12 protein-coding genes and 1 tRNA gene are annotated in these 14,979 nt (G+C 68.3%); 5 read left to right on the top strand and 8 right to left on the bottom strand.

Annotation, left to right across the window (positions count from 1 at the left end; genetic code table 11):
* The first annotated feature begins 37 nt into the window (after positions 1 to 37).
* The gene (locus ACZ4UU_RS01600) at positions 38 to 1,408 is read left to right on the top strand and encodes a pyridoxal phosphate-dependent decarboxylase family protein (protein ID WP_468035902.1); all 1,371 of its coding nucleotides are present in this window, start codon (positions 38 to 40) and stop codon (positions 1,406 to 1,408) included.
* Positions 1,405 to 3,078 (top strand): lysine N(6)-hydroxylase/L-ornithine N(5)-oxygenase family protein, encoded by a 1,674-nt coding sequence (locus ACZ4UU_RS01595; protein ID WP_468035901.1) that lies wholly within the window; start codon positions 1,405 to 1,407, stop codon positions 3,076 to 3,078. The genes ACZ4UU_RS01600 and ACZ4UU_RS01595 overlap by 4 nt, the downstream gene beginning before the upstream one ends.
* Positions 3,079 to 3,101: 23 nt before the next feature.
* Here the strand turns inward: ACZ4UU_RS01595 and ACZ4UU_RS01590 are convergent, their stop codons facing one another.
* The gene (locus ACZ4UU_RS01590; RefSeq protein ID WP_468035900.1) at positions 3,102 to 4,907 is read right to left on the bottom strand and encodes a bifunctional metallophosphatase/5'-nucleotidase; all 1,806 of its coding nucleotides are present in this window, start codon (positions 4,905 to 4,907) and stop codon (positions 3,102 to 3,104) included.
* Positions 4,908 to 5,046: 139 nt separating this feature from the next.
* Between ACZ4UU_RS01590 and ACZ4UU_RS01585 the strand changes: the two genes are divergently transcribed.
* Together ACZ4UU_RS01585 and pyk are read left to right on the top strand one after the other, a co-directional pair.
* Positions 5,047 to 5,763 (top strand): SIMPL domain-containing protein, encoded by a 717-nt coding sequence (locus ACZ4UU_RS01585; protein ID WP_468035899.1) that lies wholly within the window; start codon positions 5,047 to 5,049, stop codon positions 5,761 to 5,763.
* 169 nt (positions 5,764 to 5,932) lie between these two features.
* The gene (pyk, locus tag ACZ4UU_RS01580; protein ID WP_468035898.1) at positions 5,933 to 7,369 is read left to right on the top strand and encodes a pyruvate kinase; all 1,437 of its coding nucleotides are present in this window, start codon (positions 5,933 to 5,935) and stop codon (positions 7,367 to 7,369) included.
* A 52-nt stretch (positions 7,370 to 7,421) separates the two neighbouring features.
* Here pyk and ACZ4UU_RS01575 read toward each other — a convergent pair whose 3' ends face one another.
* Together ACZ4UU_RS01575 and ACZ4UU_RS01570 are read right to left on the bottom strand one after the other, a co-directional pair.
* Positions 7,422 to 8,210, bottom strand: coding sequence for a helix-turn-helix domain-containing protein (locus ACZ4UU_RS01575; RefSeq protein WP_468035897.1), 789 nt, complete (start codon positions 8,208 to 8,210; stop codon positions 7,422 to 7,424).
* A gap of 81 nt (positions 8,211 to 8,291) precedes the next feature.
* Positions 8,292 to 8,375, bottom strand: a tRNA-Leu gene (locus ACZ4UU_RS01570).
* A 106-nt stretch (positions 8,376 to 8,481) separates the two neighbouring features.
* On the opposite strand from ACZ4UU_RS01570, the gene ACZ4UU_RS01565 reads away from it, so the two are divergent.
* Positions 8,482 to 9,138 (top strand): ANTAR domain-containing response regulator, encoded by a 657-nt coding sequence (locus ACZ4UU_RS01565; RefSeq protein WP_030949406.1) that lies wholly within the window; start codon positions 8,482 to 8,484, stop codon positions 9,136 to 9,138.
* An 83-nt stretch (positions 9,139 to 9,221) separates the two neighbouring features.
* Here the strand turns inward: ACZ4UU_RS01565 and ACZ4UU_RS01560 are convergent, their stop codons facing one another.
* From ACZ4UU_RS01560 to ACZ4UU_RS01540, 5 genes are all read right to left on the bottom strand, one after another.
* Positions 9,222 to 9,938, bottom strand: a complete 717-nt coding sequence (locus tag ACZ4UU_RS01560) for an ABC transporter ATP-binding protein (RefSeq protein WP_370256605.1) — start codon at positions 9,936 to 9,938, stop codon at positions 9,222 to 9,224.
* Positions 9,935 to 10,813: an ABC transporter ATP-binding protein gene (locus ACZ4UU_RS01555; RefSeq protein WP_468035896.1), complete on the bottom strand. Its 879-nt coding sequence runs from the start codon at positions 10,811 to 10,813 to the stop codon at positions 9,935 to 9,937. The genes ACZ4UU_RS01560 and ACZ4UU_RS01555 overlap by 4 nt, the downstream gene beginning before the upstream one ends.
* A 5-nt stretch (positions 10,814 to 10,818) precedes the next feature.
* Positions 10,819 to 12,648 (bottom strand): branched-chain amino acid ABC transporter permease, encoded by a 1,830-nt coding sequence (locus ACZ4UU_RS01550; RefSeq protein ID WP_468035895.1) that lies wholly within the window; start codon positions 12,646 to 12,648, stop codon positions 10,819 to 10,821.
* 5 nt (positions 12,649 to 12,653) lie between these two features.
* Positions 12,654 to 13,583, bottom strand: a complete 930-nt coding sequence (locus ACZ4UU_RS01545; RefSeq protein WP_468035894.1) for a branched-chain amino acid ABC transporter permease — start codon at positions 13,581 to 13,583, stop codon at positions 12,654 to 12,656.
* 115 nt (positions 13,584 to 13,698) lie between these two features.
* Complete coding sequence (locus ACZ4UU_RS01540; protein ID WP_468035893.1) at positions 13,699 to 14,928, bottom strand: branched-chain amino acid ABC transporter substrate-binding protein; 1,230 nt, start codon at positions 14,926 to 14,928, stop codon at positions 13,699 to 13,701.
* Positions 14,929 to 14,979 lie beyond the last annotated feature (51 nt).

Here is a 14,979-nt window from a genome sequence, read left to right as displayed (position 1 = left end):
CTGGAAGTCCCTCTTGCCCAGCGCCCGGGAGGACACGATGCGTACGCCGCCGTCGCTCGCTTCAGGCCCGGAAGGCCCCCACGCCCTGCGGCCATTGCTCGACACCGTGCTGGACGCGCTGGGCGAGGGGACCCGGGCACGCGGCGGCCCACTGCCCCGTGGCGGCCCGAAGGCGGTGGCCGCGCGCCTGCGGGACGCCGTCGGCGACGTACTGCCGGCCGACGGCGACCCGAACGCCCTGCACACCGTGGTCCACGCCCTCGCCGAAACCGCCGCCGACCCCGCCGCCCCGCTCTGCACGGCCCACCTCCACTGCCCACCCCTCGCCCTCGCCACCGCCGCCGACCTCGCCGCCTCCACCCTGAACCCCTCCCTGGACTCATGGGACCAGGCACCGGGCGCCTCGGAGTTGGAGGCACTGGTGACGGGGGCGCTGGCGCGGGAGGTGTTCCGGGGGGCCGCCCCCACCGCCCTGATCACCACCGGCGGCACCGAGTCCAACCAACTCGCCCTCCTCCTCGCCCGGGAAGCACACGGCGCCGGACTCAGACTCGTGCACGGGGCCAACGCCCATCACTCGGTGCCCCGCGCCGCCTGGCTGGTCGGACTGGCCGAGCCGGTCGTCGTGCCCGCGCCGGTCGGCGTTCTCGATGTCGCCGCGCTCGACGAGGCGCTGACGGAGCTGCCCGGTCCGCATCTCGTCGCCGCCACCGCCGGGACCACCGACGCCGGGCTCATCGACCCGCTGCCCGAGATCGCCGAACTGTGCGCGGCCCACAGGGCACGGCTGCACGTCGACGCCGCGTACGGCGCGGGCCTGCTGTTCAGCGACCGGTACCGGGAGCGGCTCGCCGGTCTCGACGCCGCCGACACCGTCACCCTCGACCTGCACAAGCTCGGCTGGCAGCCCGTCGCCGCCGGGCTGCTCGCCGTGCGCGAACCGCGTGACCTCGCCGTGCTGCACCACCGCGCCGACTACCTCAACGCCGACGACGACACCGAGGCGGGCCTGCCCGACCTGCTCGGCCGGTCCCTGCGGACCAGCCGCAGGCCCGACGTCGTCAAGATCGCCGTCACTCTCAAGGCCCTCGGCCGCAGCGGACTCGGCGGCCTCGTCGAGCAGGTCTGCGACCGGGCCCGTGAGTTCGCCGACCTCGTTCACGGTCACCCCGGGTTCGAGCTCTACGACCCGCCCACCATCAGCACGGTCCTGTTCCGGCCGGCGCACGCCGACGACGACGCGATCGCCGCCGTACGCCGAAGGCTTCTCACCGACGGCCGCGCCGTCCTCGGCCGGGCCCGCATAGACGGGCGCCTGTGGCTCAAGACCACCCTCCTCAACCCCCACACGCGCCCGGACGACCTGGCCGCCCTCCTGAAACTGGTGGAAGGAAACACCCCCGGATGAGCCCGCAGACCAACCCCCGCACCACCACCCCCCACATCACCCCCCGTCTCGCCACCCCCCAGCACACCGGCTCCCGTCCCCCCTCCCGCACGCCCCTCCAGGAAGGCCCTGACACCGCTCCCCGGGCGGACCTGCAACCGAGCCCCCGCTCAGAGCCGGACCCCCGCCCGGCCCCAGGGACGGCCTCGCACCCGAAAACCCCGAATCCCAACCCCTCCCACACCACCCCCGCGCACGCCTCCCGCGCACAACCCAACCCGCCACACCACGACCCCGACACCCCCCGCGACCTCGTCGGCATCGGTATCGGCCCCTTCAACCTCTCCCTCGCCGCCCTCGCCCACCCCCTCGCCGACCTCGACACCGTCTTCTACGAACAGCGCCCGACCTTCGCCTGGCACCCGGGGCTCCTCATCGACGGCTCCCGAATCCAAGTCCCGTTCCTCGCCGACCTGGTGACGCTCGCCGACCCCGCCAGCCCATGGTCGTTCCTCAGCTATCTCAGGACCCGCGACCGGCTCTTCCCCTTCTACTTCGCCGAGCGCTTCCACATCCAACGCGCCGAGTACGACGCCTACTGCCGCTGGGTCTGCGAGAACCTCCCCGCGCTCTCCTTCGGGCACCAGGTCGACGCGATCCGCTTCAACCCCGAACGCGACGTCTTCGAGGTCGACTACACCCAGCTCGCCCCCGGCGGGGACGCCGAGGCCGTCGGCCGGACGTACGCGCGGAACATCGTCCTCGGCATCGGCACCGAACCCGACGTCCCCGACCCGCTCAGGCCCCTCGTCGACGCACCCGCCGTCCCCGTCATCCACGCCGCCGACTACCTCGACCACCGCGAGAAGCTCCTCGCCGCCGAGCACATCACCGTCATCGGCTCCGGACAGTCCGGCGCGGAGATCTTCCTCGACCTGCTCCGCCACCGCCCCGCCGGACACGAGCGACTGCACTGGCTCGGCCGTACCGCGGCCTTCGCGCCCATGGAGTACTCCAAGCTCGGCCTGGAGCACTTCACCCCCGACTACACCCGCTACTTCCAGTCCCTCGCCGAACCGGTCCGCGACCAGCTCGTCGCCTCGCAGTGGCAGCTCCACAAGGGCATCGACGCCGAGACCCTGGCCGCCATCCACGACGAGCTCTACCGCCGCACCCTGGACGGCGGCTGGCCCGACACCGTCCTCACCCCCGGCGTGCAGGTCCGCACGGCCGGCCGTATCGCCACCACCAAGGTCGAGCTGCACCTGGAGCACCTCCACCAGAACACCCGCTCGCGTCTGACCACCGACGCGGTCGTCCTGGCCACCGGCTACCGCGAGCGCCCCCTCGGCCGCATCCTCGCCGGCCTCGACCCCTACCTGCGCCGCGACAGCCAGGAACGCCCGCGCATCGACGACCAGTACCGCCTGGTCATGGACCCGTCCGTCACGGGTTCCGGCTGCAACGTCTACGTCCAGAACGCCGAACGCCACACCCACGGCGTCGGCACCCCCGACCTCGGCCTCGCGGCCTGGCGCAGCGCGAGCATCCTCAACTCCGTCACCGGCCACGAGGCCTACCCCCTGCCCACCCGCACGGCGTTCACCACCTTCGGCCTCCAACAGCAGGAGCCCCGGATCCCGCGGGCGCGTCAGCCGAGGACGCTGACACCGCTCCTGGACGGGATCTGAGGCTCCTGCACAGGGGGCCGGATCTAGAACACCGGCGTGCCGTTCCGCGTGAGCTTCCAGTCCACCGACGCGAAGTCCTTCGGGTCCAGCACGCCCTTCGCGGTCACCCACTCCGCGATCCGGGTGCGGATCTCCGTCGACTCCGCCCACAGCTCCTGGGCCGACGCCACATGCGGGAACGCGCCACCGCCGTTGGCCCGGTAGTTGTTCACCGCGAACACGAACTGCTGGGCGTCGTCGAGAGCGGCACCGTCGTAGGCCAGGTTCTTGATCCGCGAACCGGCCGCCTGCGCGATGTCGATGTCGTACGACAACCCCGACACGTAGTCGTAGTTGTAGTCGGGGCGGTTGCCCGCGTTGGTCAGCTTCTCCACGTCGACGGCCGCGTCGGCGGCGGTCTGCACGAAGTACTCCGCCGAATACTCCAGGTACGCCTTGATCTGCGCACCCGTCATCAACTTGGCGACCAGCGTGTTGTCGTAGACGTACAGACTCGACAGATCCCGGATGGTCACGTCACCGGCCGGGATCTCCGAGGTGCGGGAGAACGGGGAGGCCTGGGAGATGACGGGCAGCGCGGCGTGCTCCGTGCCCGCCAGCGCCGCCTTCACCACGTCCTCCTGGACCTTGGTGATCAGGTCGATGATCGGTGCGTCCTTGTAGCGCGCCTCGACCGTCGTCAGCTTGGCGGTCGCCGTGCCGACGACCTGGTTGACGTACTCCACCACGATGTCGTGGTCGTCCTTCAGCAGCTTGGTGATCTTCGGGTCGTCGGCGACCGTCTTCGAGTCACGGACGGTCGCCTTCACCGACTCGACCGTCCAGCGGCCCTTGTCGAAGACCAGCTCGAAGTCGAACAGCGTCAGCCGCTGCGCGAAGCACAGCGGCTCCGACAGCACGACCTTCTTGCCCGTCTTCTCGTTCGTGACCAGCAGCTCAGCGATCTCCGTGTGCGCGTGCCCGACGAGGATCGCGTCGATGCCCGGCACCTGCTGGGCCACCAGCGCCGCCGAGTTCTCGATGTACGGCAGCTGGTCACCGTACGACGACGTCCCCGACGAACCGGAGTGCGCGGACACGACCACCACGTCCGCGCCCATCGAACGCAGCTTCGGCACCCACTTCGCGGCCTGCTCCTCCAGCCCCGGGAACACCATCTTGCCCTCGACATACGCCTTGTCCCAGATCGCGATGCCCGGGTTGGTCAGACCGAGGACCGCGACCTTCACGTCAGGGGCGCCCGGCACACAGAACCTCTTGATGAAGTACGGCGGGAAGGCGGGCTTCAACGTCTTCGCGTCCAGCGCGTTCGCACCCAGCAGCGGGAAGTCGCACTGGTCCTCGAACTTGCGCAGCGTCTCGATGCCGTAGTTGAACTCGTGGTTGCCGAGCGCCACCGCGTCGTACCCGATCGCGTTCATCGCCGCCGCCATAGGGTGAACCGGACCACCCGGCGCGGTGATCGGGTCGACCTTCGCGTAGTAGTACGTCAGCGGGGTGCCCTGGATCGTGTCGCCCGCGTCGATGAGCATCGTGTTGCGGCGGCCCTTCTCCGCACGCACCTGGTTCACCAGCGTCGAGACCCGCGACAGGCCCTTCGCGTTGCCCTTGGCGTCCGAGTACTCCGCGTCCTTGAAGTAGTCCCAGTTGAAGATGTTGCCGTGCAGGTCGGTCGTGCCCATCACCGTCAGGGCGTACCGCTTCTTCGGCCGGGAGCCCTTCGCCGTCTCCGCGGCCTGCGCCGCCGGCGCGGCCACCGCACCGGCCATCGCCACCCCCGCTCCGGTCACGGCGGACTTGGTCAGGAACTTCCGACGGTTCAACGGCATGAGTGCTTCTCCCGGGCGAATTGGTCAACAACGCGCGTAGATTCTGACCTGGCCATGGCGAGCAGCAACAGACCCCGCAGGTTTCGATCTGATGACCCACGGGGGCCGTAACCAAGCAAGCAATGACAGAGTGGGACGTATGACCGCCCCTTCAGAGGAACTACAGCCCGCCGTCCCCTACGGCACCCCCGACGCCCCCCGCATCGCCGTCCGCGGCGAGACCCGCCTCGAGGTCGACCCCGAGATCGCCCGCATCGGCGTCACCGTGGCCTCCCGCGGCAAGGACCGCCGCGCCGCCCTGGACGACCTCACCCGCCGCAACGCCGCCGTCCTCGACCTCGTCAAGTCCTACGGCGACGCGGTCGAGCGCCTGGAGAGCGGCTCCTTCTCCATCACCCCGGAACTCAAGGAGAAGGGCCGCGGCGAACGGATCCACGCCTACCACGGCCGCGTCCGCATCACCGCCGAGCTCAACGACTTCACGGCACTCGGCGAACTCACCACACGTCTGGCCGACTTGGACCTCACCCGGGTGGACGGCCCCTGGTGGGCGCTGCGCCCCGACTCACCGGCCCACCGAGAGGCCCGGCAGCAGGCGGTAAAGGAAGCGGTGCAGCGAGCGCGGGAGTACGCGCAGGCCCTCGGCACCTCGCTGGCCGCCCTGGTGGAACTCGCCGACGTCGGCGCGGAGAACCCCCAGCCCTTCGCGGGCGCCGCCCCCGCCGGCCGGATGCGCTCCATGGCCTACGACGCCACCGAGGACACCGCGGCGGCCCCGCTCGACCTGGAACCCCAGCGGCAGCACGTCCATGCACAGGTGAACGCGCGATTCACGATGACACCGCCGCGCTTGTGAACACGACCCCCCGAAAGAGCCCCCGGCGGGGTGTCGAATGCCCGGACGAATGCTCATCGGAGCACCCCGCCGCACAATTCAACACTTGTCAATAGCCCTTCACGCAAAGGTTGTTGAGTCGTCATACGCAGCCAAATCACTACCCGCCGGTAAGTCATAGAGTCGAAACATGCGCCGAGCGAAAATCGTCTGCACCCTGGGCCCCGCCACCGACTCGTACGACCAGATAAAGGCACTGGTCGACGCCGGAATGGACGTCGCCCGATTCAACCTCAGCCACGGCAGCCACGCCGACCACGAGGAACGCTACGAGCGCGTACGGAAGGCCGCCGACGAGACCGGCCGCAGCGTCGGCGTCCTCGCCGACCTTCAAGGCCCGAAGATCCGCCTCGGCCGCTTCACCGAAGGACCCGTACTCCTCGAACGCGGCGACACCTTCACCATCACCGTCGAAGAGGGCGCCGAGGGCGACCGCCAGCAGTGCGGCACCACCTACACCGGTCTGGCCGCCGACGTCACAGCCGGTGAGCGCATCCTCGTCGACGACGGCAAGGTCTGCCTGGAGGTCACCTCCGTCGACAGCCCGCGCGTCCACACCACAGTGGTCGAGGGCGGCATGATCTCCGACAACAAGGGCCTCAACCTGCCGGGCGTCGCGGTCTCGGTACCGGCCCTCTCCGAGAAGGACGAGGACGACCTGCGCTGGGCGCTGCGCACCGGCTTCGACGTCATCGCGCTCTCCTTCGTCCGCTCCGGCCGGGACATCGAGGACGTGCACAGGATCATGGACGAGGAGGGCCGTAGGCTCCCCGTCATCGCCAAGGTGGAGAAGCCCCAGGCGGTCGACGCGATCGACGACATCGTGGCCGCCTTCGACGGCATCATGGTCGCCCGCGGCGACCTGGGCGTGGAGATGCCCCTCGAGCAGGTCCCGATCGTCCAGAAGCGCGCCGTCAAGCTGGCCAAGCGCAACGCCAAGCCGGTGATCGTGGCGACGCAGATGCTCGACTCGATGATCGACAACTCCCGCCCGACGCGCGCGGAGGCGTCGGACGTGGCCAACGCCGTGATCGACGGCACGGACGCCGTGATGCTCTCCGGTGAGACCAGCGTCGGCAAGTACCCCATCGAGACGGTCCGCACCATGGCGAAGATCGTCGAGGCGGCCGAGGAGGACATCCTGGCGAAGGGCCTCCCGCCTCTGACGGAGCGGAACAAGCCCCGCACCCAGCCCGGCGCCGTGGCCCGCGCGGCGGCCGAGATCGGCGACTTCCTGGGCGCGAAGTTCCTGGTCGCCTTCACCCAGTCCGGCGACACCGTCCGCCGCCTGTCCCGCTACCGCTCGCCGATCCCACTGCTGGCGTTCACGCCGGAACCTGCGACGAGGTCGCAGCTGAGTCTGACGTGGGGTGTGGAGACGTTCCTGGGTCCGCACGTGGACTCGACGGACGCGATGGTCGACCAGGTGGACGAGCTGTTGTTGAAGTACGGCCGCTGCAAGAAGGGCGACGTAGTGGTCATCACGGCGGGGTCGCCTCCGGGGGTCTCCGGCTCGACGAACATGGTGCGGGTGCATCACATCGGGGAGGACGACAGTCCCAAGTAGCGGGCGGAGGGCCCCTCTTCGGCTTTGAGGAGGGGCCCTTCAGCGTTCGGGGTCAGTACTTGGGGCCTACGTGGGTGTCCATGAGGGCTACGGAGGCTTTGCGGGCTACGGAGACGTTGAAGGGGTCGCTGCCGCGGGCGAGGGTGGTCCACTCGACGCCGACCCTGTCGAGGGCATCCGTGAAGAGCTTCCGAACGTCGTCCGACTTGTTGGCGAAAAAGTAGCGCGGATACTCATAGCGCTTGCGCTCACCAGCGACCAGTCGAGTGGTCCAGTTGGTGATGCGGCAACCGTCGGAGTGGATAAAGCCGCGGATGAACTCCCAAGGATGCACGTCGACGATCACCTCCTGCCAAGGCTCCAGGGCGATGGTGCGCTCGTGCTTCTTGCCGCTGCCGTGCTGGGGAAGCAGACAAGGCAGGTGCTTTGAGTAGACCTTGATGTTCTGGCAGCCGGTCCGCTGGAGTCGGTGCACGCCGTTGTCTGGGAAGACGGCGCGCATTGCGGCCTCGGTTTCGTTGGCAACGCCTGGCCAGGCATCGGCGCAGGCGATCGTGAGGCTCGGCACGCGGTGCTGGGAGTAGTGGCTGATATGGCCATCCCCCAGGTACTGCGAGAGCAGATAGGAGTACGCGGCCGGGTTCAGAGGTCGTTCGTCGCATCGCGGACACTTCGGATCGTGCTTCCCAGGACACTCGCCGCGTTTCGCTCGGTCCAGGTGCTTCCAGTAGCCGACCGTTCCGATCGGGACCTTGAGTTTGCGGGCCACGTCAGCGTTCTTGGTGCCGTTGCGTAGCAGAGTGAGCGCCATCTGTCGCACTTCAGTGCTGTGAAAGTTCATGCGAACACTCTGTGCAACTGTTCGTGACGCCGGGCATGAAAAGGCGGAGGATCACGCGAACGTGATCCTCCGCCTTGAAGGTGCCCGGTGTGGGATTCGAACCCACATGCCCGAAGGCACGGTGGTTTGAGCACCGCGAGTCTGACCAGATTCCTCCAACCGGGCAGGTCGTGGAAACTGATGGGAAGTGTACCGGGTCACCGCCAGATGCTGCAGCTAGGTAGGCTCTGGAGGAGCAGTACCTGCACCCGGCCCGTACCAAGGAGCCCCCGTGACCGCCCCCGAGTCGCCCCAGCCCGTAGACGCGCCCGACGACGACAAGTCGCACGTGCCTCCGCTGACGACCCGTGTCGTCATCGCCGAGGACGAGGCACTGATCCGGCTCGACCTCAAAGAGATGCTCGAAGAAGAGGGGTACACCGTCGTCGGTGAGGCCGGTGATGGTGAGCAGGCCGTCGAGCTGGCTCGTGAGCACCGGCCGGACCTCGTCATTCTCGATGTGAAGATGCCGAAGCTGGACGGTATCTCCGCGGCGGAGAAGATCGCCGAGGAGAGCATCGCGCCCGTGTTGATGCTGACCGCGTTCTCGCAGCGGGATCTGGTCGAGCGGGCTCGGGACGCCGGTGCCATGGCGTACCTGGTGAAGCCGTTCAGCAAGAGTGATGTCGTGCCGGCGATCGAGATGGCCGTGTCCCGCTTCACGGAGCTGAAGGAGCTGGAGAAGGAGGTCGCCGATCTCACTCTGCGCCTGGAGACGCGGAAGTTGGTGGACCGGGCGAAGTCGATCCTGCAGACGGAGTACGGGCTGACTGAGCCCGCCGCGTTCCGGTGGATCCAGAAGACCTCCATGGACCGTCGGATGTCGATGCAGCAGGTCGCCGAGGCTGTCATCCAGGACGCCGACGAGAAGAAGGCCGCCAAGGGCTGACGCGCCCGAGCGCATACGACGAGGCCCGCGCCCCCCGAGCAGGGGACGCGGGCCTCGTCGTGTGTGTGGAACCGCGTGGGCGATCAGTCCTCGCCGAGGTACGCCTTGCGCACCGACTCGTCGTGCAGGAGGTCCTGTCCGGTTCCGGAGAGGACGATCTTGCCGACTTCCATGACGTGGCCGTGGTCGGCCAGGGAGAGCGCGGCCTGGGCGTTCTGCTCGATGAGCAGGATGGTGGTGCCCTGGGACTTGAGCTCCTGGATGGTCGCCATGATCTTCTGCATCATGATCGGGGAGAGGCCCATGCTGGGCTCGTCGAGCATGAGCAGTTTCGGCCGGGACATCAGTGCGCGTCCCATGGCGAGCATCTGCTGCTCGCCGCCGGAGAGGGTGCCCGCGGCTTGCTTCCTGCGTTCCCCGAGGATGGGGAAGAGGTCGTAGGCCCGCTGGATGTCCTTCTCGATGGCCTCCTTGTCGTTGCGCAGGAACGCGCCGAGGCGGAGGTTGTCCTCGATCGTCATGCGGGGGAAGATGTGCCGGCCCTCGGGGGAGTGGGCGAGTCCCAGCGAGACGACCTTGTGGGCGGGGATCTTCTTCAGTGACTTGCCGTCGAACCTGATGTCGCCGGAGACCGGCTGGAGAAGGCCGGACAGGGTTCGCAGCGTGGTGGTCTTGCCGGCGCCGTTGGTGCCGATGAGGGTGACGACCTCGCCCGCGTTCACCTTGAACGAGATGCCTTTGACGGCCTCGATCTTGCCGTAGGCGACCCTGAGGTCCTCGACCTCGAGCAGTGCGGTCACTTGTCGTCCCCTTCCGTGGTGCTCTGCGCGTCGGCCTCGGCCTCCGCGGCCTCGACCTCGGCGGCTTCCTCCTTGCCGGGCGCGCCTTCGAAGGGCTCGCCCAGGTAGGCGGCGATGACGCGCTCGTCGGCCTGGACGACCTCGGCGGGGCCTTCGACGATCTTCTCGCCCTGGACGAGCACGGCGACCCGGTCGCAGAGGTTCATGATGAACCGGATGTCGTGCTCGATGACGAGGACGGCGATGCCCTTGTCCCGGATGGCGAAGATCAGTTCCTCGGCCGCCCGGGTTTCCTGGGGGTTCATGCCGGCGGTCGGCTCGTCGAGGAGGAGCAGGCCGGGCTCGCTCGCCAGCGCCCGGGCGATCTCCAGCTTGCGCTGTTCGCCGTAGGGCAGGTTGCGGGCGAGGTGGTCGGCCTTGGCGGCGAGACCGGTGAACTCCAGGAGTTCCATGGCGCGGGCCCGGGACGCCTCCTCGGCCTTTTTGAAGCCGGGCAGGCGCAGGAGGGCCGACCAGAGGCCTTCCTTGGTGCGGGTGTGCCGGCCGACCAGCACGTTTTCCAGAACGGTCATGTTGGCGAAGAGCCGGATGTTCTGGAACGTACGGGCGATGCCGGCCTGGGTGACCAGGTGCGGTTTGGGCGGCAGGACGGTGCCCTTGTAGGCGACCTTGCCTTCGGTCGGCACGTACAGGCCGGTGAGGCAGTTGAAGAAGGTCGTCTTGCCGGCGCCGTTGGGGCCGATGAGGCCGACGATCTCGCCGGTGTTCACGGTGAGGTCCACGTCGCGTACGGCGGTCAGACCGCCGAAGCGCATGGTGACACCGCTGGCGTCGAGCACTGTGGTGCTGGTGGGTGTGGTCGTGGTGGTGGTCATGGCGGTCACGCCCCTGCCTTCGCGACGCCGGTCGCGCCTTCGGGCAATGGCTTGTCCTCCGGTACGTCGAGCTGTCCGGTCTCGTGGAATTCGAGCTGCTTCCTGCGGTCGGCGACGAGGCCCTCGGGGCGGAAGCGCATCAGCAGCATCAGTGCGATGCCGAAGAGCAGCAGCTGGTACTCCGCCATGAACTGGAGCTTGGCCGGGATCAGGTAGAGCAGCGCGGCGCCGATCAGCGGGCCGCTGATGGTGCCCATGCCGCCGAGGATGACGGCGGCGAGCAGGAAGGCCGAGTTCGGCGGTACGGAGCCGGCGAACTGGTACTGCTCGGGGGTGACGCTGTAGGAGACGTGGGCCTGGACGGTGCCCGCGAGGCCGGCGAGGGAGGCGCCGAGTGCGAAGGCGAGGAGCTTCAGGCGGAAGCCGTTGATGCCCATCGCGGTGGCGGCGGTCTCGTCCTCGCGGATGGCGACCCATGCGCGGCCGATGCGGGACTCCGCCGAGCGGCGGAAGACCATCACGACGATTGCCGTGAACAGCAGCATCAGCAGGTAGTAGTTGGCTGAGCGGGTCAGTTCGTGGCCGAGGACGTTGTGTGGGACTCCGAGGTTGAATCCGAGGATCTCCAGGTCGGGGATCTGTGGGATGCCGTTGGAGCCGTTGGTGACGTCCGGGCCGCTGTTGCCGTTCAGGTTGTTCATGGTGATGCGGAAGATCTCACCGAAGCCGAGCGTCACGATGGCGAGGTAGTCGCCGCGCAGTCGCAGGGTCGGGGCACCGATCACGACGCCGAAGATCAGCGAGGCGAGGGCACCGGTGAGAACGGCTGCCCAGAAGGGGAACTTCACGCCGATCGTCGAGGCGGGGGAGCCGGAGACCAGGGCTGCGGCGTAGGCGCCGACGCCGAGGAACGCGACGTATCCGAGGTCGAGGAGGCCGGCGAGGCCGACGACGACGTTGAGGCCCAGGGCGACCGTGGCGAAGATCAGGATGTTCGCGCCGATCAGGGCGAACTGGTCGTTGGTCTGGGTGAAGGGGAAGCAGATGGCTGCCGCGAAGGCGGCGCCGAGGGTGACGTTGCGGTGTTTGGCGGTCAGTGCCGACAGCCGCTTGAGGAGACCGGCGCGGGTGACGGCGGTGAAGCCGAACGCCGCGACGATCAGGAAGCCGATGAACAGCTCGGAGTATTCGGTGCTGATGCCGTACGCGAAGACGTACAGGCCGACGCCGAAGCCCGCGGCGATGATCAGGATCTCCGCCCAGGAGGGCAGCTCCTTGGCTCGGCCCGGGTCGGGGGCGGTCAGTGAGTGACGGATCCGGCCCCAGAGGTTCGGGGTCGGTTCGCCCGTGCCGTAGGGCTGGTCGACGGGGAGGCCGAGGGCGCCGATCACGGCGACGAGCGCGCCGATGCCGGAGACCCAGGCGCCGGGCTCCAGGTTGACCAGGCCGCCGAGTTCTTGGCTGATCGCGCCCATGGCGTAGCCCGTGGTGCCGAACACGCCGAGGGCGGCGAGCAGGACGGGGCTGTTCTTGCCGCCGGGGGTGAGCCAGCCGAGGCCCTTGATGCGGTAGCCGGAGAGGGCGAACAGCAGGGTCAGTACGGAGCCGACGAGGGTGAGGACCTGAAGGCCGCCCGGGTAGCCGGTGACGGTCAGGTTGCCCGGGAACTCTTCGGTCCAGGTCCAGGCGAGGAAGGTGCCGATGAGGGCGAGGGCGGAGCCGGTGACCGTCAGTGCACGTGCCGCGGCCTGCGGCAGCGGGATGATCGGGGTGGCCTCCGCGGTGGGCACCTTGGTGGTGTCGGTGCTCTTGTCCATGGGGATCTCGGTGGTCATGGGTATCACGCCCGATCCGCGACGCGTTCGCCGAGCAGGCCTTGTGGCCTGAACAGGAGGACGAGGATGAGCAGTGCGAACGCCCATACGTCCTTCCAGGCGCCGCCGCCGAAGAGGTCCATGCCGGGGATCTCGCCGATGTAGCCGGTGGCGAGGGACTCGGCGACGCCGAGCACGATGCCGCCGAGCATGGCGCCGTAGATGTTGCCGATGCCGCCGAGCACGGCGGCGGTGAAGGCCTTCAGGCCCATCAGGAAGCCCATGCGGAAGCCGACCTGGCCGTTCTTCAGGCCGTAGGCGACCGCGGCGATGGCGGCGAACGCGGCACCGATGGCGAATGCCATGACGATGATGCGGTCGGTGTTGATGCCCATGAGCTTGGCGGTGTCGGGGTCCTGTGCGGTGGCTTGCATGCCGCGGCCGGAGCGTGTCTTGGTGACGAACAGGCCGAGGGCGAGCATGCTCAGTGGGGCGGCGATGAGGACGAAGAGGTCGCCGCGCTGGATGGTGGCGCCGAGGACGTCGATGGGGTCGCCTTGGAACCGTGGGAAGGGGACGTCCTTCTTCGCGTCCGGGAACCACATCCATACGGCCTGCTGGAGGACGATGGACAGGCCGATGGCGGTGATGAGCGGGGCGAGTCGTGGTGCGCCGCGCAGGGGCCGGTAGGCGAAGCGTTCGGCCGCCGTGCCGACGGCGACGGAGACGAGCACGCCGCCGATGATCATGAGCGGGATGGCGGCGCCTAGGCCGAAGCCTTCGGGGAGGACCAACCAGACGGTCAGGGCCCCGAAGCCTCCGACCATGAATATCTCGCCGTGGGCGAAGTTGATGAGCTGGACGATGCCGTAGACCATCGTGTAGCCGATCGCGATGAGTCCGTACATCGCGCCGAGGATGAGTCCATTGGCCAGCTGTTGCGGCAGTTCGTTCACCGCAGGGCCTCCGTGGAGTGGTTCGGATATGGCGCCGCGCGGGAGCGCTGGTGGGCGCTTCCCGCGCGGCCTGGATCAATGTGTGAGTGGGGAGGGTTCTCTGACTCGTCCTTCGTCAGCCGAGCTTGGGTTCGCCGCTGAACTCGGGCGCCCAGGCGTTGTTCTTGACCTTGTACGCGGTCATCGTGTGGTTCGTGGTGTCGCCGAACTCGTCGAAGGAGATGGTGCCGGTGACGCCGTCGAACTTGACCTTGGCCATGGCGTCCAGGACTGCCTTGCGGCCGTCGGACGGGACCTTGCCGTCGTTGCCTTCGACCGCCAGCTTGACGGCCTCGATGACGGCCCAGGTGGCGTCGTAGGTGAGGCCGCCGTAGGCCTCGTAGTCGTCCTCGTAGCCGGCCGCCTCGTAGTCCTTGATGAACGTCTTGGCGGAGTCGAGCTGCTCGACCGGCTTGCCCACGGAGGTGGCGAGGTCGCCCTCGGCCTTCTTGTTCAGCTTGGGGAACTCACCGGAGTAGATGCCGTCGCCGCCCATGAGCGGGATGTTCTGGCCGCTGTCCTTGAGCTGCTGGCTCAGCGGGCCGGCGGCGGGGTACTCGCCGCCGTAGTAGAGGGCCTGGGCGCCGGTCTTCTTGATCTTGGCGACCACGGCGTTGAAGTCACGGTCGTCCGGGTTGATGTGGTCGGTGCCCACGATCTGGCCGCCGAACTTGGTGAAGTTCGTCTTGAAGGAGGCGGCGAGACCGGCGCCGTAGGTCTTCTGGTCGTCGATCAGGTAGACCTTTTTGATCTTCGCCTGGTTGTACAGGTAGTCGGCGGCGAAGGCGCCCTGGATCTCGTCCGTGGTGGCCGTACGGAAGAACGTCTTGAACTGGCGGACCGAGTTTCCGGTCTTCCAGCCGTCGCCCTGGGTCAGTTCCGTACCGGTGTTGGCCGGGGAGACCTGGGTCAGGCCGGCGTCGTTGAGCGGCTTCTGCATCTGCTGCGAGACGCTGGAGTTCAGCGGGCCGACGACGCCGAGGACGTCCTTGTTGCTGATGAACTTCTGGGCGTTCTGCTGGCCGACGGAGGGCTGGGCCTGGTCGTCGAGGGCCTCGATCTTGAACTCGACGCCCTTGACGTACTCCTTCTTGTTGGCCGTCTTGGCGGCCAGGTCGGCGGAGTTCTTGATGCCGAGGCCGAGCGCGGAGAGGTCGCCGGTCAGCGGGGCGTCGACACCGATCACCACAGTGGTCTTGTCGCCGTTGCTGCTGCCGCCGTCGTCGTCACGCGACCCACAAGCCGTGAGTGTCAGCGATCCCGCCGCGAGCGCGGCGGTTATGGCGATGATCGAACGTTGACGCACGAATCAGGTCCTTTCCCTGGCACGGCGGCTCCCCGTGGAACGCGCCGAGTC

The organism is Streptomyces sp. NPDC028907 (assembly GCF_055564995.1).
This window is presented reverse-complemented; position numbering and strand designations above follow the sequence as displayed.

What these genes read in the sequence shown, in the direction of transcription:
- ACZ4UU_RS01600 (WP_468035902.1), top strand. Translation starts at nt 38, where the DNA reads ATGCGTACGCCGCCGTCGCTCGCTTCAGGCCCGGAAGGCCCCCACGCC.
- ACZ4UU_RS01595 (WP_468035901.1), top strand. Translation starts at nt 1,405, where the DNA reads ATGAGCCCGCAGACCAACCCCCGCACCACCACCCCCCACATCACCCCC.
- ACZ4UU_RS01590 (WP_468035900.1), bottom strand. Translation starts at nt 4,907, where the DNA reads ATGCCGTTGAACCGTCGGAAGTTCCTGACCAAGTCCGCCGTGACCGGA.
- ACZ4UU_RS01585 (WP_468035899.1), top strand. Translation starts at nt 5,047, where the DNA reads ATGACCGCCCCTTCAGAGGAACTACAGCCCGCCGTCCCCTACGGCACC.
- pyk (WP_468035898.1), top strand. Translation starts at nt 5,933, where the DNA reads ATGCGCCGAGCGAAAATCGTCTGCACCCTGGGCCCCGCCACCGACTCG.
- ACZ4UU_RS01575 (WP_468035897.1), bottom strand. Translation starts at nt 8,210, where the DNA reads ATGAACTTTCACAGCACTGAAGTGCGACAGATGGCGCTCACTCTGCTA.
- ACZ4UU_RS01555 (WP_468035896.1), bottom strand. Translation starts at nt 10,813, where the DNA reads ATGACCACCACCACGACCACACCCACCAGCACCACAGTGCTCGACGCC.
- ACZ4UU_RS01550 (WP_468035895.1), bottom strand. Translation starts at nt 12,648, where the DNA reads ATGACCACCGAGATCCCCATGGACAAGAGCACCGACACCACCAAGGTG.